Source organism: Aliiglaciecola sp. (assembly GCF_039982535.1).
Classification (GTDB): domain Bacteria; phylum Pseudomonadota; class Gammaproteobacteria; order Enterobacterales; family Alteromonadaceae; genus Aliiglaciecola.
In genome coordinates this window covers 217,374-234,256 of sequence record NZ_JBDWYG010000038.1, presented here as the reverse complement: position 1 = coordinate 234,256, position 16,883 = coordinate 217,374, and the positions used below count along the sequence as shown (strand labels likewise).

Here is a 16,883-nt window from a genome sequence, read left to right as displayed (position 1 = left end):
TTATCCTTGATTTAATAGTTCATTTAATTCGATTAAAGCAGCATTTGCTCGGGAAATATAGTTCGCCATAACTAACGAGTGATTAGCTAACATACCTAATCCACTACCATTCAAAATCATTGGGCTCCAAATAGTTTGCTGGGTTGACTCAAGCTCACGGATAATCTGGCGCAGGCTGACGGTGGCATTTTTCTTTTCAAGCACGTCAGCAAAATCGACTTCCACCGCTTTTAAATAATGTATTAGCGCCCAAGCAGCCCCTCTAGCTTCATAGAAATTGTCATCAGTTTTCCACCAGCTGGTTTTTTCAAATCGCTGTTTTGCCTCTGGGGTAGATTGTCTAGCCGTCGCATCACCTGCCAAATCAGTGTTTAGCACTTCTTGGCCGACACTAGCACTTAACTTTTGCGACAAATTACCTAAACGTTTTTCGACCTGCTTCAACCAGTCTCTTAGGTTATCTGCACGAGAAAAAAACTGCGCTGTCCCTTGGCCTCTATCAGCCAAATCCGTTCGATAGGCGTAAAGATCTTTAAGTGCGTCTTGGTACATAGACTCTGCAGAAGGCAGCATCCAACTGAGGTGATTCATGTTTAATGCCGGTTGTGCTTTAGTTAGCTCAGGGTTTTCCATTGACTGTGATTGAGAACGGCTAAAGTCTTTGCGCATTGCTAGGGCTAAATCCCGAGACATTTCTAAAGCACCAAATTCCCAACGAGGCATGTTGTCCATGAATATGCCTGGCGGCATAACGTCATTCGATATGTAACCGCCGGGCTTGTCCATCAAGGATTCCACCACACGAATGAGAGTGTGGGTAGTCGTATAACCAACCACCACATTTTCTGAGTTAGTTTGAGCATAAGTTTGTGCTTCAGTGCGCACGTCGAAGGCTTCAGGTTCAAAGCTCCAATAAACAGAGATTAACCAACCAATAAACACTATTAATAGGAAAGTGGTGGTGAGCCATTTCGCATTTAAAAAACGTTGCATAATATGCTTCCTGTATTTTGAATTAATGACACTTTACACTCATAACACTATCTATTCTAATGATGGTTATGTGACTTTTCTTTGCCTGGCATTACGGCTTTTGCAGTAACCTGAATCGTTTTTTGATCTTCACTCACAAGGGTAATAGAGACCATTTGATTTTCTGCTAATGGTTTTTTAAGGCCGAATATCATGACGTGTAAACCGCCAGGTTTAAAACTAACTGTTTGTCCAGCTGGAATTCGAATTTGATCTTGTTCTTGCATACTCATCATACCATTTTCCATTACATGGGCATGCAATTCAGCTTTTTCAGCAATGTCGGTGCTGGCAGAAACCAGAACCAGATCCTTATCTGATGAATTGTGGATAGTAAAGTAGGCGGCGGTGTTGGGCACAGTGGGTGGTAACAAGCGTACTGTTGCATCTGATATCTTGATATTTGCTGCGCTTGCAAAACTACAAACCAATAAACCGATGAAAACCCACCATGATTGTTGCTTGATAAATTTCATAAACTGCCTTTCCTGAATAATAAATTTCCCGCAATTATCAATTAATTCACGGGCATTTACCAGAATAGTCAATGCTTTTTCAGTACTGAAGTGACTCCCTTGGAGTTAAAACCACCCAAAAGAATTATCCGTTGTTAATGGGGTTAGTGTAATAAACTGCGAAGAAAGCAAGGGTCATGGGAGCTGCAACCTGCAGTTATTAAGCTCTCACCAATACCGTTGACGCTAATATTGAGTTTGACGCTTATCTTTTACTAACCAAAAAATGAAGGCAATCACTAACAACATTGGCCAAAACATGGTTACACCTGCCAATAACATGGCAACAAATGCTACAAACAAAGCCAAAGCCAAGGCTCCAAATACGCTGATAGCGACGATAACTCCGACAATTGCCATGACCGCCCCGACTGCAGTAACGCCCACTACCGATTCCATTGGACCAAATATATGTTCATCGAAATGAATTGAGAAATTAAACCACTCATTAGCAACGATCCCACAACTATAGGTAATCAGTATCGCAATCAGAACAGCTAAAATAAAATTCTTCATGATGTACATCCTTTATAATAGATTCTTGTCAGTTCACTCTTTGCAACAAAGAATTACCTAGTTGGAATTAATAATACGGCTAACAAATAAGCCACACCAACCACCATTGGCATAAAAATAAAGGCGGCAATAGCGGCTATTCTTACCATCCAAGCTTCAACATTGAAGTGTCTTGCTATACCAGCACATACGCCACTAATTTTGCCTCGCACAGTGTCACGGTATAATTGATTTGTATTTAAATAGTCTTTCATTTGGATACTCCTACTAAAACTTATTTTAGTTGTAGACTTGAAGTTTCAAGTCTACATCTAGGGCTTGTTCTGGCTTCTTTTCTAAGCAACTTTTTTGCGCAGAGCTGCTAACTCTTTCTCGATATTTTCATCTTGTTCAAGTTGCTCAATTTGCGCACTTAATGAATTGCTTTGTGACACTAAATCATAAGCTTCAACTTGAGACTCTAGGTCGTCGATACGATTTTCATAGTGTTCAAATCGAGCTATCGCATCATCAATTTTTTCAACATTTTGCGACGTTTTCGCTTTCAAACGCACTGACACTGATTGTTGTCTTATGTCCAAAGCTTTTTGACGACTTCTAGCTTCTTTTAATTTTTCCTGCAAACGAGATGTATCTTCTTGCAACTTAGCAATGGCCTCATCTACAACTTCCATTTCCTTAGTTAAGGATTTTAACGATTCTTGCGCTTTGTTTTTTTCTACCAACGCTGCTCTTGCAAGATCTTCACGTTCTTTTTTCATGGCTACAGTAGCTTTATTCTGCCAATCTTTAACTTGCGCTTGGAGCTTTTCTTGTTTGCGCCCTAAGTGCTTTTTGTCAGCCAAACTTCTTGCTGCCACTGAGCGAATTTCAACTAAAGTTTCTTCCATCTCTTGGACGATTAAACGTATTACCTTTTGCGGGTCTTCCGCCTTGTCTAAGATGGCATTAAGATTTGCTTGTACTATGTCTGACATTCTTGTGAACATACCCATTTTTTGATCCTCCGAGATTTATATGAGTGTTGTAATATGAACTAGATTTTAAGGTTCTAAATTCAATTATCTTTACCAGTACTCCTGTTATTACAATCTACGTGCCAAACTTTCAAATTAATGTAACCCCATGTATTTAATGAATATTTAAAGAAAACAATATTGATAGCGAATAACCCAAAATCATTTCAATTTAGAAATTTAGTCAAATTAACCAAATAGTTGGTCAAATTATTAAAATGGGAAAAGTACAGAATTGAGTGCTTGATAATGCAATTTCTAAGATTGGAGACCAAGTCGACCTAAAGCTCATTAGTTACTTTTACTTTCCATACTAAATTGCTGTAGTGACTTAACCATCAAAGCTAAGCGTGTATCAACGAAGTGGGCATCAAAGAAATGAGAAGTAAAGAATTGGGTTGTAAAGAGATAGGCAGAAAAGAAAACCCACAGCTAGTGGGGGGAAATTAACCAATGGTTAAAAACAGGATTTCCCACTAGGGTATTGAGCCAGAGAGAGTGCATAACAAATAAAAAACAGTCCTCAAAAGGAAATTACTTAAAGCTTTTTAAGTACGTCTAAAACAGACTCCATTTGATATTGTCGTAAGTCAGATAAAAGATGTTCAGAAAAGTGTTTAAACGTAACCGATGCATCTGCATACAGAGATACTCCAGTATCTGATAACTGCACTAAACTTACCCGGGCATCCCTTGGATTTTTTTGTTTTTCGATTAGGTGAATCTTTTCCAGAGGATTTAGCATACGAGTAACACCTGAAGCAGTCATGCCCAGTGCTTCAGCCAACGCTATACGACTCATGGTGTGAGAGGGTTGTTCTGCAAGGAAGTGTAAAGCCATGTATTCACTGAAACTAATACCATGTACACCCAAACTTCGATCAAGTTTTTTATTCAGTTTGATTGATGCCAAGTTTAAATTAGTCAGTAGTAACATAGCGTCAGTAAGTTGTTTCATTTCAAGCCTCAATTTTAGTTAACTAGTCAAGTATATATCAACCATTAGAAAAGTAAAATGAGTCTAAAGGTTTATTTTTGGTAGGCTAGTGAAAACATTAATACTGAATGAGGGATCTTTTCTTATAAACGAGCTGGAAAAGGATTAAATGTTAGATGGTGATTGCGGGAACCCGTTGAGAAACAGTGGGTTGATTGGGTTTCAAAAAGTAATGAGTAAGAGAATGACGGTCTCTACTGCGTATTGCGACCGTCATGATATTGGAGGTTAGAACCGTTAACCGGTACTGCATGGCTGTTTTTCTTACTCTCGACCAGACTAAATACAAGTGCTGCTGCGAGGTAGGCCATAACCGGTGCTAGTAATAAAGTAAGTAGATGTATGTGATTAAACATCGCTAGTCTCCTTACTATTCAGCTTTATCGCTTTCTTCTTTTTTCTCTTCAGTATTGCTGTTCAAGTCAGTAATAGTCACGTTAGTAACATAATCTTGTGAATCGGATTCAAAACCAATTGAATTGTTTACTGTCAAGATTGCTTCTTCAACACCGTATGACAATTCTTCTTTGGTAACTTCTACGGCTTGGGAAACAAGTGAACCAACAAGTTGCTCTAAAGAGACTTCTGCGGCTTGTGCAGATGACGCTACGAATAAACCTGAGATAAGTACAGTTGCAGTTGTGATTTTCTTAAACATAATAATTTCCTTAGTAGTTGTGCTGTGTTTGTAACTGATTATTCAGTTACTAGTTAAGTCGCAATCATTATTGCGATAGTTGTGCCAACTACTAAAAAAATATTCATCTAATTGATTTATATAAACTTTTTAAAAATCATAGGAAATAAATTAAAAACTAATGGGAATTTTCGTGAAGTGAAAAATTACATTTTAGTATTTTTGACCAAGTCAGTTAGTTATTTTAACCAACTTGATCAGGTGCGTGGGTATTCCGGAATTGTTCTGCTTGGTATTGAGCTTCATTAAGGGTATCTAAGGCATCATTTAATAACTCAATGCCAGTACCTTTTTGGGTGCCATTTTGACTCAAGTACCTGCGCCAAATGCGCGCGCCAGGTTGCCCTTGAAATAGCCCAAGCATATGTCTAGCAATGTGCCAAATTCGGGTGTGAGGTAGTTCCAATTGAACTTTGGCATACTCAACCATGTTTGCCACAATATCGTGGCGAGTGGGAATGTTGTGGTTATCGTCGTAAAAACGTTTATCAACTTCAGCCAAAATATAAGGGTTGCTATAGGCCTCTCGACCGATCATCGCCCCGTCTATATATTTAAGGTGTAAAGCCACATCATCCAAAGTTTTAACACCACCGTTGATACTAATGTGTAGATCTGGAAATTGTTCTTTTAGATGGTAAACACGCTCATACATCAATGGCGGGATATCGCGATTTTCTTTTGGACTTAACCCTTTTAACCAAGCTTTGCGGGCATGCACAATGAAAGTATCGCACCCTGAGTCTGCGACTTGACTGATGAACCGCGTTAAGTCCTCGTACTCATCCATTTCATCAATACCAATGCGCGACTTAACCGTCACGGGAATATCCACTTCGGCTTGCATACTCTTAATACAGGCTGCAACGGTTTCTGGTTCCGCCATCAAGCATGCGCCAAAACGACCATTTTGAACACGATCAGAAGGACAACCAACATTAATGTTCACCTCATCATAACCACGCTCTTGGGCTAACAACGCACAACGGGCCATATCTGCGGGGTCAGAACCACCTAATTGCAAGGCGACGGGATGCTCTTCATCATTAAATGCTAAATAATCACCTTTACCAAAAATTATCGCGCCCGTTGTGACCATCTCGGTATATAACAAAGAGTGTTGTGATATCTGGCGTAAAAAATAACGACAGTGTTTATCCGTCCAATCTAACATTGGTGCAATTGAGATGGTGCGGTTGATGGTTGATGTATTCAAGAGAGTCTAGTTGCCTAAAGTATGCAGGTTATAAACCTATAGTTAAAAATGCGAATAATTTAGCGTGACATTTTTTGACAATTTCTTAACATTTACGACAACTGGTCGATTTAATGGGTTAAAAAGTTTGTACTCTGTCACTGTATGGGCGTATTTTAACACATAACAAGTTAGGAGAAAGTAATTGCATGGTCTTTGCGTTGATTCTAACTGGTTTACAACTCGAGGTTCGTGGGTATTGAATAAGGCGTAAATCCTTTTTTATACAACAAACCGTCAAGTTTACTAACGTAGTTCATAAACAAGTTTACTTATTTAAGAGTAGGAATTTGATGAAAGTCCTTTGGTTCAATATATTGTTAATGTCATGGGTAGCTAGTTTTAGCTTCTCGTCATTAGCATATGAGAATCAACAAGGGGCAGTAGATCAAAGTACTTCCGTAGTCGAGCAGGCTGAAATATTTAACCTTGATCCCTTCGATTTCGATTTAGATGCGATATTAAACTCTGTTTCCGCATCCGCTAACCCCATCAACTACCTTGCTATTACTTTTCAGCATACTGAAGCCTTTGAGGTTTCTAAAAACGCTGATCTTATTCGTGGACCTCCCTCTTTAACCATCTGATATAAAAACAATTTTTCTAATAATATAAATCAGAGGGTATTCCTATGAGTATAACTGACGTGCTAATTCGTTACCGTAGTGACTGTGCTTTTATTCAGTCTAAAACAAAAAATAATCTGCTAAAAACCGTTAAAAAGGAGCGTGCAAATGAAAAAGTTAGCGCTCTATAACACTGAATCCGTAGACAAGCTTGCCTGGCCACCAGAGAACACAGGTATTACCATGCGCTCAAACGCATTATCTATTTTCACTGATTTCAAGGAGTTCACTCCTTTGGTAATAGATGCGTCAGCCAAAGCTGTGGAGCTTGAAGGTTTGATGAAAAAGTCTCATGTTAGAATGGAGCTAGTGCTCGATAACGAGCAAAACTTCATTGGCATTGTGGCTTTAAGTGACTTAAATGAACAAAAGATTCTCGCCAAGGTAACAAAAGATCAACCTCGAGAAGAGATAACCGTCACTGATTTTATGCGCCCAAGAAACATGCTTAAGGCCTTTGCATACGAAGATTTAAGTGTCGCCAGTGTTGGTGATGTGGTTGAAACCCTTAGGGATAATCATCAACAACATTGTTTAGTCATTGATAAAAGTAACCACGAAATCCGGGGACTGATATCTGCAAGTGATGTGGCAAGAGTACTAAAATTGCCTGTGGATATTCAATTACAGCCGTCTTTTGTTGACTTGTTCAACGTCGCAGCTGCGTAACAATTCGCACCCTATCTACACGATAGGGTGCGCTATTGAAACTAAATTTTAACTTAACCTAAGCTTGGGTTAAGTAGAAATTTCTCTCCTGTCTTCTTGGCCATATATTTACCAATAATACTTGGCTGCAAAGCCTGCTCGAACGTTAGTTCATCGGTAAAATCAATGGCAAAAGTCGTGTCAATTTCATTGGCAACCCGTTGATGCAATTGTTTAACTTTTTGTGGGCTTTGTTTGCCTAAGAATTGCATTAGCAACCAGCCGCCAATTCCCCACGTCATTCCATAAGCACGATTTAACACTGTTGGCGAGAAATCTAAGCCACCATAAATGTACACTTGTTTGTTATCAGGTGAACCATAGGTATTGAACCCTTTGGCGTCTTTACTGCCAACTTGCTCCATTGCTGCCAGTATATTACTTACTAAATCACCACCTCCAATGGCATCAAAGGCCAGCGTAGCCCCCGTGGCTTTAATTGCTTCGTATAGATCTTGTTTAAAACTATCACTTGAAGAGTTGCAAATGTATTTAGCGCCCAGCTTTTCTAAAAGCTCCACTTGCTCTTGTTTTCTGACAATGTTTACTAAGGGAACATCTTCAGCAATACATATCTTATTGAGCATAGTTCCTAAGCTTGAAGCTGCTGCGGTATGCACCAAAGCAGTGTGCCCTTCAGCTCGCATGGTTTCCACCATTCCTAATGCAGTAAGAGGATTAACAAAAGAAGACGCAGCTTGTTTAGCTGTCGTATTTTCATTGTGAACAATACAGGCCTGCCAAGGCACAACACAATACTGAGAATAGGCTGCACCGCTTAAAATACCCACGGTTTTACCTAGCATTGCTTTGGCCCCTTCACTTTCACCAGTGGCAACCACCTTGCCAGCGCCCTCATTACCAATGGGTAAAACCTGATCAAGTCTAGATTGCACGCGGGCAAGCATAGATTGAGCAACGGGGGCGGTAAATTCCATTTTCTCTTTATTAAAAGAGCCTTCGGCTAAATTTGCAGGACCGAACATGGGCCACATATCTGAGGGATTGATAGGCGCGGCTTGAACTTGAACTAAAACTTCATGAGGTTTTAATGAAGGAACGTCTCGCTCTTTTAATGAAACCACTAATTGACCGCTGGAAGTAATTTCGGTGAATAATTGTTTGCTTACTTTCATTTATTGACTCCGATATTGAAAAGGCAGAATAAGTAAATCCAAGCTAACATTAAGTTTAGAGATATTCGAATGCTAAAATTTGTTTGACGTATATTAGTTACATTAATGTAACAAGTTTGCAAGACGATAAAGAAGTATTCGCGGCAAGCTTAAATGAATACGGTCATTTAAGACAAGGGCTGCAAAGAAGCCATTAGTGTTAACTATTTTGCTTTATCAAAAACACAAATTTGGCAAATCAATCTGCAAACTCCATATTTGAACTATAACAAACCCATGGATGAATAAAATGGATACGATTAACCGACCTTGGATTGATAGCGCAAACAAAGTCGTTACTTTCGCGTTATTGATTTTATTACTAATTAGTTTCGCCATCGCACCTATTTACGATACATGGCTCGAAGCTACCGTTGTGGGCATTCCCACCGCCCTTATCCCACTATTTTTGATCAAAAAAAATGGTCAAGCTGAAATAACTCAACATGTTGTATCCGTCAGCTTCATGTTGTTTTCAGCGTTGCATATTCAGCAAATGCAGGGGTTAACTGAAGTTCATTTTGGCATATTTGTGTTAATGTCATTTTTAGCTTTTTATCAGAATTGGCGTATTTTTATTACTGCAATTGTCGTAGTCGCAGTTCATCACGCCAGCTTTTACGTATTGCAAAAATCTGGTGCTCCGCTATATGTTTTAGTTGATGAAAATTTGCTATTAACATTACTAATGGTGCATTTCGCTTATGCTATTGCCCAATCTGTTATTTTAGCTTGGATGAGTAAGGAAAATGCCGAAACCAGTCATTCAGCACATGAAATCCTTAAAGGTGTTAGCCGTATAAGTGCAGGTGATGGAAAATTCAATTTATCCTACCGGATAGATTCCACAATAAACAGCCAATCTATAGCGGCCTTTAACCATTTAGTGGAGTCTTTTGAAGCCATAGTCAACGAGGTTGAGTCTTTGGGGAAGAACGTAGATAAGAATGCTAGCTCGACTAAAACGGCTTCCGGCAAGCTGTTAAACTTTAAGCCAATCGCCAACAACGAGCTCTCTTCCATTGCAACCGCGTCTGAACAATTATCTAGTTCGGCTTCTACCATTTCTGAACTGGCCGTAGAGACCTACGATCGAGCAAGAGAGGCCAGACAAGATACCGAAAAAGCGCAAATAGAAATGACCAACGCTAACACTGAAGTAAGCAAGTTAGTGGAAAATATTAGTAAAACAAGTGAAAGTATTGAAGATTTAGCCAATGAATGTGACAGCATATCCAGTGTTTTAGAAACCATTCAATCCATTGCCGATCAAACCAACCTACTAGCCTTGAACGCAGCCATTGAAGCAGCCCGAGCAGGGGAGCAAGGCCGGGGATTTGCAGTGGTCGCTGATGAAGTTCGTCAACTGGCATCGAGAACCAAAGTCAGTACTGAAGAAGTGAATGAAATTATGGCCAGATTATTGTCTTCCTCCAAGCAATCAAGCACATATATGCAAGATTGCATGACCTCAGGCACTATCACCAGTGAACAAGCAGATTCAGCCCTCAATTTAATGCAAAACGTGCAAACCAATATCGAACAAGTAGATAATGTTACCAATGGTTTAAAAAGTGCCGTTGAAGAGCAAACTAACGTAATCGATAACATTGCAAACTCTGTTGGACAATTAAGTTCTATTAGTGAACAAGAGTCAGTATTAGTGCAATCAGTTTCCCATGAGACTCAACAACTAGAGTTAATCTCAAACAAACTGATGTTAAGTCTTAATATTTTCAAATGATAATAATCAATGTCGTTTAAAGCTATATTGGGAATAGTGATGTGGGCAGGAATAAGCTTGTTTGCCCTATTTTTCATTGCGCAAAACAAAGTAACAAGTTTTGATCCTCAGCAATTATTGTTGTCAGCCTCAATGTCTCAGGATTTTGATGAAAAGGTTAAGTCGGCTTTTTCAGAGACTTTACAACCACTGGCTCGCACCGTTTTTCATATTGGCGAAGAATCATGCGCCTGTAGTCAGCTATCTAAGGCTCATATTCGTAAACTCAACCGAACATTTGCTGAAAATGGCTATGTGGTGAAAACACTTAACCCTAAAGATAAAGTAAAACTGAAAGCAATTGTTCCATCCTACCCTGCTATGGTTATTTTCGATAAATCTGGCAATTTAGGGTACTTAGGGCCCTATTCCACCGGCTATCTTTGCAGTACTAAAACGAGTTTAATCGAGCCGATTGCAAGCACAATAGTTGCAAATAAACATTTAGGTGCCACCGTGATAGCCGATGGAGAAGGCTGTTATTGTCAAACCTAACAAATACCGTGTAACTCAAAAATTAAATACCTTGTGCAATATTTTTACTAGCATGGGTTAGAAAAAGTTGAACGAAAAAATGAATAACAATAAAAGTGCCACTAGTTGGCTACAAACTCTTCAGGGTTCATTAAATGAGAACCAAGCATTACCAGAAGCAAAATATCTGCAACTAGCCACTATAAACAGTGAAAACCATCCCGAAGTAAGAACAGTGGTTTTTCGCGGCTTTGTGGACTCAAGCGCTTCGTTATTAATTCACACTGATATACGTAGCCAAAAAATTCAGCACATATGGGCTCATAACCAAGCTCAAATATGTTGGTACTTTAGCCAATCCAGAGAGCAATATCGTTTGACTGGTAAGGTTAAGGTCGTCACTGCTAACAGCGATCTACAGCAGTCACTTCGCTTACAACATTGGCAGAACCTTTCCGTCAGTGCAAAACACTCCTACTACTGGGATACACCTGGGGAAGTTTTAGGGCTTGATGACGAATTTCAGGGACGAGTTGATGAAAACAAACACACCGAGCAAATAAGTGACAACTTTTGTTTATTGGTGTTTTCAGTTTTAGCGGTAGATCATTTGCAACTAAAACCAACTCCCCATAAACGCAGTCGTTATGTATACAGTGACGATAGTTGGCAAACTATCAAGGTGAACCCATAAAGTCTTCGTCAACTTTGGCTAATTATTTTGCAGGGCAATACGTCCAGTTTTGATAGCTTGGCGCTTCACTCCTAACTGGGGAGCAAGTAAAAATATGTCGCCATTTTGCCCCGTCAAGGTACGTAAAACCTTTGATTGTTTAGCTAAATAAGCATTTCGTTGCATATGCATCTCCTCACCATGGGTAGGCACTGCAACTTGCGGTCTCACCCAGCTGTACATTAATTTCAATTCTTCCTCGCAAGGATGTCCAGAAGCGTGAATGGGGAGTTCACTGTCATCTGACAAAACCGTTTTTATTTTGCGTGCTTTAAACGCTTTAATGAGAGTCTCTACGTCTTTTTCATTGCCAGGGATGATAATAGAACTAAAAATCACTAAATCGCCTTCATCAAGAGATAAATCACGATAGTTGTCCTGGGCGAGCCGAGACATAGCTGCTCGAGGCTCTCCCTGACTGCCGGTTGCAACCGCGAGCACTTCATTGGACGGTAAATAGCCACTATGATAGGCATCAATAATGGTTAAATCGTCGGGCCAATGCCCGGTTGCTTTGGCCGCTCCCACGGTGTTTTGCAGTGAACGTCCGAGTAAAGCTAGGTAACGACCTGTATTTTTTGCAATTTTCGCTAAGGTTATCAGTCGCGCAATATTACTACTAAAACAGCCTACAACTACGCGCCCCTCAGCCCCATCTACCAATTGCTTCAAACCTCGATAACACGCACCTTCGGATACAGAATAACCGCTTTTTGTGGCATTAGTTGAATCGCAAATCATGGCTAAAATATTTTCTTTACTCAACTGCTTAAATGGCTGTTCGTTAAAAGCTTTACCCGTTACCGGATTGTTATCAATTTTCCAATCAGCAGTATGGAAAATATTCCCAGCCTCGGTACGTATAATTAACCCGTGGGGCTCCGGAATAGAGTGAGTAATTGGCACCCACTGAACATTGAACGCACCAATATCCACTATTTGATTGGATACCACTTCAATAATTGGCATATTTTGATTAGCTGTATTTCGTAACTTTCGGCGCAGTATCTCAGCGGTATAAGGCGTTGTATAAACAGGACATTTAAAGCGTTGCCAAAGATGAGGCAACGCGCCAATGTGATCTTCGTGTGCATGGGTAATGACAATCCCAGCTAAGGTCTCTTTCTGACGGGTAATAAACGCGGGATCAGCACATACAACATCGTGCTTCGGGCCAACTGCACAACCATGCTTTAGGGTTAATGGCTCATCGAACGTGATACCACAATCTACCATCAGCCATTGATTATCATGACCGAAAAGGTTCATGTTCATACCGATTTCACCTGTTCCACCTAACGGTAAGAACCATAGGTCGTTGCGACCAGGAATATAAGACTGAATAAATACCGTCCTTTTATAGATTCACTTGCATAATCTTATTATGCACTAGCTACATAAAAAGTTTTGTTTAAACATAAATAAATATTTGTTTTTTGACAAAACTGTATTGTTAGATTTTTTGCATTAAATCTGTCACAGTAACTGTATATTATTTATACCGCTGCAAAACCATATAGATAAATACGGGCTTGAAATTCTTGCAAGGTGGTTTTTGGCAAAGCCAAATCACAAAAACACTATTTTCATACGGGTTTCAAATAACTAGAGTGAATTGGGGAAGTGTATGTTGGTACTGCGATTAAACAAGTCAGGTATGCCGCAAGCGTGGATAACACCTGAAGAAGCGGCTAAGTATTATGCCCAAGAGCGCGTTCTATTTGAGTTAGGGGAAAGTAAAAAAGTCATGCTCGGTGGCTGGAATAACCAAGGTGTGCAAAGTCGTCTGCAACTTTCTTCAATTATTGGTTGCGAAGGTAAAGTGACTAATTTAGATGGCAAAATATCTTTGTGTAATCGTTATTTGTTTCGCCGCGACAATTACCTGTGTATGTATTGCGGACAAAAATTTAAGTCTTCCCAACTCACTCGTGATCATATAATTCCCCGTTCTCGTGGCGGCAAAGATGTCTGGACTAACGCTGCGACAGCTTGTATTCGTTGTAATTGCCACAAAGCTGCAAGAACCCCTGATGAAGCACAAATGTCGTTAATTGCAGTGCCTTTCACCCCCAATTTATATGAACGATTTTATTTGATGAATCGACGAATTTTAGCTGACCAAATGGCCTTTTTGGGAAACCACTTTTCACGAAATAGAAGTTGGTTAGAGCAAATTTTATAATCCCCTTAGCTGTTGCAATAATTGTATATAACAATATCTGCAATTTAGTTTACAATATCCCCCATTAATTCTGAGAAATAGGGTCTATTCTAGCGTGTCTATCCGCAATATTACTGCTCATTTTGTTGGTGCCATATCTGTCATTATTTATTTCATTAATACTGTTTTTTGGGTCATACCCATTGTACTTCTTTCATTTCTAAAGCTGATTCCCATTATGACTTGGCAGAAATTGGTAAGTTATCCTTTAGATGGGTGTGCTACAGCTTGGATAAGTATTAATAATTTAAACCAAAGAATCACGTCGAATACACAGTGGGATGTTGAAGGCATAGAAACACTCACACTTAATGACTGGTACTTGGTGACCTCTAACCATCAATCTTGGGTTGATATACTTGTTTTGCAGAGAATATTTAACCGAAAAATTCCCTTTTTAAAATTTTTCCTTAAAAAGGAATTGATTTGGGTTCCGTTTTTAGGCATTGCGTGGTGGGCACTAGACTTCCCATTTATGAGTCGTTATTCAAAATCTTTCCTAGCAAAAAATCCGCATTTAAAAGGAAAAGACATGGAAAGTACTCGAAAAGCCTGTGAAAAATTCAGTACTAAACCCGTTAGTATCATGAACTTTGTAGAAGGCACCCGCTTAACAGAAGAAAAGTTAAAGCGACTTAATGGTCCTTATAAACATCTACTAAAACCTAAAGCCGGCGGAATGGCTTTTGTGTTAAGTGCCATGGGCAACCAATTACACAAATTATTAGACGTAACAATCTATTATCCAGAAGGTATCCCTACTTTTTGGGATTTTGCCTCTGGCAGAGTCAAAAAGATAGAAGTTAAAGTTCGTATCTTGTCCATTGAAGATATTCTTAATAGCGATGCGTTTGCCATGGATTATTTTGATAATCCCGAACAACGTGCTCGTTTCCAACGATGGTTAAATCAATTGTGGTTAGAAAAAGATCAGACTCTATTGAACATGTCTTCGAGTAAATAAAGCGCTATGTTGAGTTTTATCCCTGCTTTTTTAATGTTTCCGGTCCACTTTACCCTGCAGATGCTCAACCTTGGTTTTTGGGCTGTGTTAATTATCTGTTTAGGCTTGGTCAAATTTTTACTGCCTTTTAACTGGATAAACTCGGTTCTGAGCCCAATTATGCACTTTATGATGTTTGCTTTTGGTGTGGTGAGTATCAAGCTCATACGTCTAACTAATAACGTCCAATGGGACTGTTCAGTTGAAGGTGAGTTAAGTAAAGACAACTGGTATTTAATGATGCCAAATCACCTGAGTTATTTGGATATCATTTTATTAATTGAATTTGCCGCTTCTCGGATCCCGGCTCCTAAGTTCTTTCTAAAAAAAGAACTCATTTGGCTGCCTTTTGTAGGCTTGGGAGCTTGGGCACTTGGCATGCCGTTTATGCAGCGCTATAGCAGAGAGTTCGTGGAGAAAAATCCCCACTTGAAAGGAAAAGATATAGAAACTACCCGAAAGCACTGTAAAAAGTTTCAAACTACGCCGACTACAGTGATTAACTTTGTGGAAGGCTCAAGATTCACGCCCAAAAAACAACTCGTCAAGGCTAGTCAATATCAAAATTTACTGCCACCAAAAGCCGGTGGGGTTGCTTTTACTTTAGCGACAATGGGAGAGCAATTTACCAACATTTTAAATGTCACGATTTTGTACCCCGAAAATACTAAGCATCCGATGATGGATATGCTTTGCGGTAATCTTACTCGGGTATTTATTCATATTGATGTTTTGCCAGTGACAGATGAAGTGATTGGGGACTATTTTAATGATGTTGAATTTAAAGGTCGCTTTCAAACTTGGTTGAACCAGTTATGGTCCAGTAAAGATAAGTTTATTTCACAAGTAGGTAATTCAAAATAATGCTTAAACAAGAGAAAGTAAAAGATTGGTTACTGACAAATTTAAGTACCATTGATGTCGGTATCACTGAACATAGTTGGTTATATCAAAGTTCCGCTATTTTACTATCTTTAGGCGTAGCCACTATCGCCTTTATGTTGACCCGTTTGCTAATGCGCGGGCGTATCTCTCGGATCGTTTCTTTGAGCCGAAATAACTGGGATAACGAACTCCATAAACATGGTTTTTTCACTCGAATTGGGCATATAGTGCCAGCTTTGGTAATGTTCTTATTAACCCCAGTTTTCCTGGACAGTTCGAATATTCTTTACGCCTTTATTCAAAAATCCATGCTGGTTTATATAGCCATCTCTGTTGTGTGGTCAAGTAGTGCATTATTTAACACTATTGAAGATATTTACAATGCCTCAGAATTAGCCAAGCGAGCCCCAATAACCGGGTTTATTCAAGTGGCTAAACTGGTAGTAGTGATTGTTGCAGTACTACTAATTATCTCCAATTTGCTTAATAAATCTCCGCTGTTATTGCTATCAGGCTTAGGTGCTGTTACCGCGGTTTTATTGTTATTGTTCAGAGATACTATTCTCGGTTTTGTCGCGGGAATTCAGATCGCAGCCAATCGAATGGTAAATAATGGTGATTGGATTGAACTACAAAAATACGGTGCTGATGGTGAAGTTTTAGAAGTGGGCTTAACAACAGTGAAAGTGCAAAATTGGGATAAGACAATCTCAACAATCCCCACTTACACTTTGATTAGCGATTCAGTCAAAAACTGGCGTGGTATGTCTGAATCAGGTGGCAGACGCATAAAACGTGCAATTCAAATCGATATTAATAGTATTGAGTTTTGTGATGCTGAAACCCTTGCTGAATATAAAAAAATTAGATACATCAGTGATTATATTGAGTCTAAAATTCAGCTTCTGCGGGATTATCACAATCAACAACATATTGATGAGCAAGACTTATTAAACAGTCGTCGATTAACCAATATAGGTACCTATAGGGCTTACGTTAATGCATATTTGCAACACCATATGCAACTTAACAAAGAAATGACGATGATGGTTCGACAGTTACCCCCCACCGAAACGGGTTTGCCGTTAGAGATATATTGCTTTTGTGCTGATAAAAATTGGGTCAATTATGAAGGGGTTCAAGCAGATATATTTGACCACTGTTTAGCTATGTTACCTGTATTCAACCTTAGAGCTTATCAAAGAGTCAGTGACAAATCCTAAAGCCCAAGCTTTCAAAAGTAT

General features: G+C 39.3%; 20 protein-coding genes. 9 read left to right on the top strand and 11 right to left on the bottom strand.

Annotated features, from left to right (window positions below):
- The 9 genes from ABJV04_RS10240 to dusA all read right to left on the bottom strand — a co-directional run bounded on the left by ABJV04_RS10240 (position 1) and on the right by dusA (position 5,989).
- Positions 1-993 carry a DUF2333 family protein gene (locus tag ABJV04_RS10240; protein WP_348491425.1) on the bottom strand — a complete coding sequence of 331 codons (993 nt, stop codon included), beginning with the start codon at positions 991-993 and terminating at the stop codon, positions 1-3.
- 56 nt (positions 994-1,049) lie between these two features.
- Positions 1,050-1,508: a copper chaperone PCu(A)C gene (locus ABJV04_RS10235; RefSeq protein ID WP_348491424.1), complete on the bottom strand. Its 459-nt coding sequence runs from the start codon at positions 1,506-1,508 to the stop codon at positions 1,050-1,052.
- Between the two features lie 225 nt (positions 1,509-1,733).
- Positions 1,734-2,063: a hypothetical protein gene (locus tag ABJV04_RS10230; RefSeq protein ID WP_348491423.1), complete on the bottom strand. Its 330-nt coding sequence runs from the start codon at positions 2,061-2,063 to the stop codon at positions 1,734-1,736.
- A gap of 53 nt (positions 2,064-2,116) precedes the next feature.
- Complete coding sequence (locus tag ABJV04_RS10225) at positions 2,117-2,317, bottom strand: PspC domain-containing protein (RefSeq protein WP_348491422.1); 201 nt, start codon at positions 2,315-2,317, stop codon at positions 2,117-2,119.
- Positions 2,318-2,398: 81 nt separating this feature from the next.
- On the bottom strand, positions 2,399-3,058 hold the full coding sequence (gene pspA, locus ABJV04_RS10220) for a phage shock protein PspA (protein WP_348491421.1): 660 nt from the start codon (positions 3,056-3,058) through the stop codon (positions 2,399-2,401).
- Between the two features lie 559 nt (positions 3,059-3,617).
- Complete coding sequence (locus tag ABJV04_RS10215) at positions 3,618-4,037, bottom strand: MarR family transcriptional regulator (RefSeq protein ID WP_348491420.1); 420 nt, start codon at positions 4,035-4,037, stop codon at positions 3,618-3,620.
- A 151-nt stretch (positions 4,038-4,188) separates the two neighbouring features.
- Positions 4,189-4,329, bottom strand: a complete 141-nt coding sequence (locus ABJV04_RS10210; RefSeq protein WP_348491419.1) for a hypothetical protein — start codon at positions 4,327-4,329, stop codon at positions 4,189-4,191.
- Positions 4,330-4,446: 117 nt separating this feature from the next.
- Positions 4,447-4,734 carry a hypothetical protein gene (locus ABJV04_RS10205; protein ID WP_348491418.1) on the bottom strand — a complete coding sequence of 96 codons (288 nt, stop codon included), beginning with the start codon at positions 4,732-4,734 and terminating at the stop codon, positions 4,447-4,449.
- Between the two features lie 223 nt (positions 4,735-4,957).
- Positions 4,958-5,989 (bottom strand): tRNA dihydrouridine(20/20a) synthase DusA, encoded by a 1,032-nt coding sequence (gene dusA / locus ABJV04_RS10200; RefSeq protein WP_348491417.1) that lies wholly within the window; start codon positions 5,987-5,989, stop codon positions 4,958-4,960.
- A gap of 332 nt (positions 5,990-6,321) precedes the next feature.
- Between dusA and ABJV04_RS10195 the strand changes: the two genes are divergently transcribed.
- Positions 6,322-6,615 carry a hypothetical protein gene (locus tag ABJV04_RS10195; RefSeq protein ID WP_348491416.1) on the top strand — a complete coding sequence of 98 codons (294 nt, stop codon included), beginning with the start codon at positions 6,322-6,324 and terminating at the stop codon, positions 6,613-6,615.
- A 147-nt stretch (positions 6,616-6,762) separates the two neighbouring features.
- Complete coding sequence (locus tag ABJV04_RS10190; RefSeq protein WP_348491415.1) at positions 6,763-7,323, top strand: CBS domain-containing protein; 561 nt, start codon at positions 6,763-6,765, stop codon at positions 7,321-7,323.
- Between the two features lie 53 nt (positions 7,324-7,376).
- Here ABJV04_RS10190 and ABJV04_RS10185 read toward each other — a convergent pair whose 3' ends face one another.
- Positions 7,377-8,498, bottom strand: a complete 1,122-nt coding sequence (locus ABJV04_RS10185) for a zinc-binding dehydrogenase (RefSeq protein ID WP_348491414.1) — start codon at positions 8,496-8,498, stop codon at positions 7,377-7,379.
- A gap of 289 nt (positions 8,499-8,787) precedes the next feature.
- Between ABJV04_RS10185 and ABJV04_RS10180 the strand changes: the two genes are divergently transcribed.
- The 3 genes from ABJV04_RS10180 (at position 8,788) to ABJV04_RS10170 (ending at position 11,488) form a co-directional block, all read left to right on the top strand.
- The gene (locus ABJV04_RS10180) at positions 8,788-10,281 is read left to right on the top strand and encodes a methyl-accepting chemotaxis protein (protein WP_348491413.1); all 1,494 of its coding nucleotides are present in this window, start codon (positions 8,788-8,790) and stop codon (positions 10,279-10,281) included.
- A gap of 9 nt (positions 10,282-10,290) precedes the next feature.
- Positions 10,291-10,815, top strand: coding sequence for a DUF6436 domain-containing protein (locus tag ABJV04_RS10175; protein ID WP_348491412.1), 525 nt, complete (start codon positions 10,291-10,293; stop codon positions 10,813-10,815).
- A gap of 79 nt (positions 10,816-10,894) precedes the next feature.
- On the top strand, positions 10,895-11,488 hold the full coding sequence (locus ABJV04_RS10170) for a pyridoxamine 5'-phosphate oxidase family protein (RefSeq protein WP_348491411.1): 594 nt from the start codon (positions 10,895-10,897) through the stop codon (positions 11,486-11,488).
- 18 nt (positions 11,489-11,506) lie between these two features.
- Here ABJV04_RS10170 and ABJV04_RS10165 read toward each other — a convergent pair whose 3' ends face one another.
- The gene (locus ABJV04_RS10165; RefSeq protein ID WP_348491668.1) at positions 11,507-12,796 is read right to left on the bottom strand and encodes a ribonuclease J; all 1,290 of its coding nucleotides are present in this window, start codon (positions 12,794-12,796) and stop codon (positions 11,507-11,509) included.
- 358 nt (positions 12,797-13,154) lie between these two features.
- Between ABJV04_RS10165 and ABJV04_RS10160 the strand changes: the two genes are divergently transcribed.
- The 4 genes from ABJV04_RS10160 (at position 13,155) to ABJV04_RS10145 (ending at position 16,862) form a co-directional block, all read left to right on the top strand.
- The gene (locus ABJV04_RS10160; protein WP_348491410.1) at positions 13,155-13,712 is read left to right on the top strand and encodes an HNH endonuclease; all 558 of its coding nucleotides are present in this window, start codon (positions 13,155-13,157) and stop codon (positions 13,710-13,712) included.
- Positions 13,713-13,806: 94 nt separating this feature from the next.
- A complete protein-coding gene (locus ABJV04_RS10155) occupies positions 13,807-14,715 on the top strand; it encodes an acyltransferase (RefSeq protein WP_348491409.1) in 909 nt (302 codons plus the stop codon).
- A gap of 6 nt (positions 14,716-14,721) precedes the next feature.
- Positions 14,722-15,618: an acyltransferase gene (locus ABJV04_RS10150; protein ID WP_348491408.1), complete on the top strand. Its 897-nt coding sequence runs from the start codon at positions 14,722-14,724 to the stop codon at positions 15,616-15,618.
- Positions 15,618-16,862 carry a mechanosensitive ion channel domain-containing protein gene (locus ABJV04_RS10145; protein ID WP_348491407.1) on the top strand — a complete coding sequence of 415 codons (1,245 nt, stop codon included), beginning with the start codon at positions 15,618-15,620 and terminating at the stop codon, positions 16,860-16,862. Before ABJV04_RS10150 ends, ABJV04_RS10145 begins: the two co-directional genes overlap by 1 nt.
- Positions 16,863-16,883 lie beyond the last annotated feature (21 nt).

Excerpts from the sequence above, each read along its gene's own strand:
- ABJV04_RS10165 (WP_348491668.1), bottom strand. The coding sequence starts at position 12,796 with ATGAACCTTTTCGGTCATGATAATCAATGGCTGATGGTAGATTGTGGT.
- ABJV04_RS10190 (WP_348491415.1), top strand. The coding sequence starts at position 6,763 with ATGAAAAAGTTAGCGCTCTATAACACTGAATCCGTAGACAAGCTTGCC.
- ABJV04_RS10230 (WP_348491423.1), bottom strand. The coding sequence starts at position 2,063 with ATGAAGAATTTTATTTTAGCTGTTCTGATTGCGATACTGATTACCTAT.
- ABJV04_RS10175 (WP_348491412.1), top strand. The coding sequence starts at position 10,291 with ATGTCGTTTAAAGCTATATTGGGAATAGTGATGTGGGCAGGAATAAGC.
- ABJV04_RS10145 (WP_348491407.1), top strand. The coding sequence starts at position 15,618 with ATGCTTAAACAAGAGAAAGTAAAAGATTGGTTACTGACAAATTTAAGT.
- ABJV04_RS10225 (WP_348491422.1), bottom strand. The coding sequence starts at position 2,317 with ATGAAAGACTATTTAAATACAAATCAATTATACCGTGACACTGTGCGA.
- ABJV04_RS10195 (WP_348491416.1), top strand. The coding sequence starts at position 6,322 with ATGAAAGTCCTTTGGTTCAATATATTGTTAATGTCATGGGTAGCTAGT.
- ABJV04_RS10180 (WP_348491413.1), top strand. The coding sequence starts at position 8,788 with ATGGATACGATTAACCGACCTTGGATTGATAGCGCAAACAAAGTCGTT.
- ABJV04_RS10160 (WP_348491410.1), top strand. The coding sequence starts at position 13,155 with ATGTTGGTACTGCGATTAAACAAGTCAGGTATGCCGCAAGCGTGGATA.
- ABJV04_RS10240 (WP_348491425.1), bottom strand. The coding sequence starts at position 993 with ATGCAACGTTTTTTAAATGCGAAATGGCTCACCACCACTTTCCTATTA.
- ABJV04_RS10185 (WP_348491414.1), bottom strand. The coding sequence starts at position 8,498 with ATGAAAGTAAGCAAACAATTATTCACCGAAATTACTTCCAGCGGTCAA.
- ABJV04_RS10235 (WP_348491424.1), bottom strand. The coding sequence starts at position 1,508 with ATGAAATTTATCAAGCAACAATCATGGTGGGTTTTCATCGGTTTATTG.
- ABJV04_RS10205 (WP_348491418.1), bottom strand. The coding sequence starts at position 4,734 with ATGTTTAAGAAAATCACAACTGCAACTGTACTTATCTCAGGTTTATTC.
- ABJV04_RS10215 (WP_348491420.1), bottom strand. The coding sequence starts at position 4,037 with ATGAAACAACTTACTGACGCTATGTTACTACTGACTAATTTAAACTTG.
- ABJV04_RS10170 (WP_348491411.1), top strand. The coding sequence starts at position 10,895 with ATGAATAACAATAAAAGTGCCACTAGTTGGCTACAAACTCTTCAGGGT.
- ABJV04_RS10150 (WP_348491408.1), top strand. The coding sequence starts at position 14,722 with ATGTTGAGTTTTATCCCTGCTTTTTTAATGTTTCCGGTCCACTTTACC.
- ABJV04_RS10210 (WP_348491419.1), bottom strand. The coding sequence starts at position 4,329 with ATGCAGTACCGGTTAACGGTTCTAACCTCCAATATCATGACGGTCGCA.
- pspA (WP_348491421.1), bottom strand. The coding sequence starts at position 3,058 with ATGGGTATGTTCACAAGAATGTCAGACATAGTACAAGCAAATCTTAAT.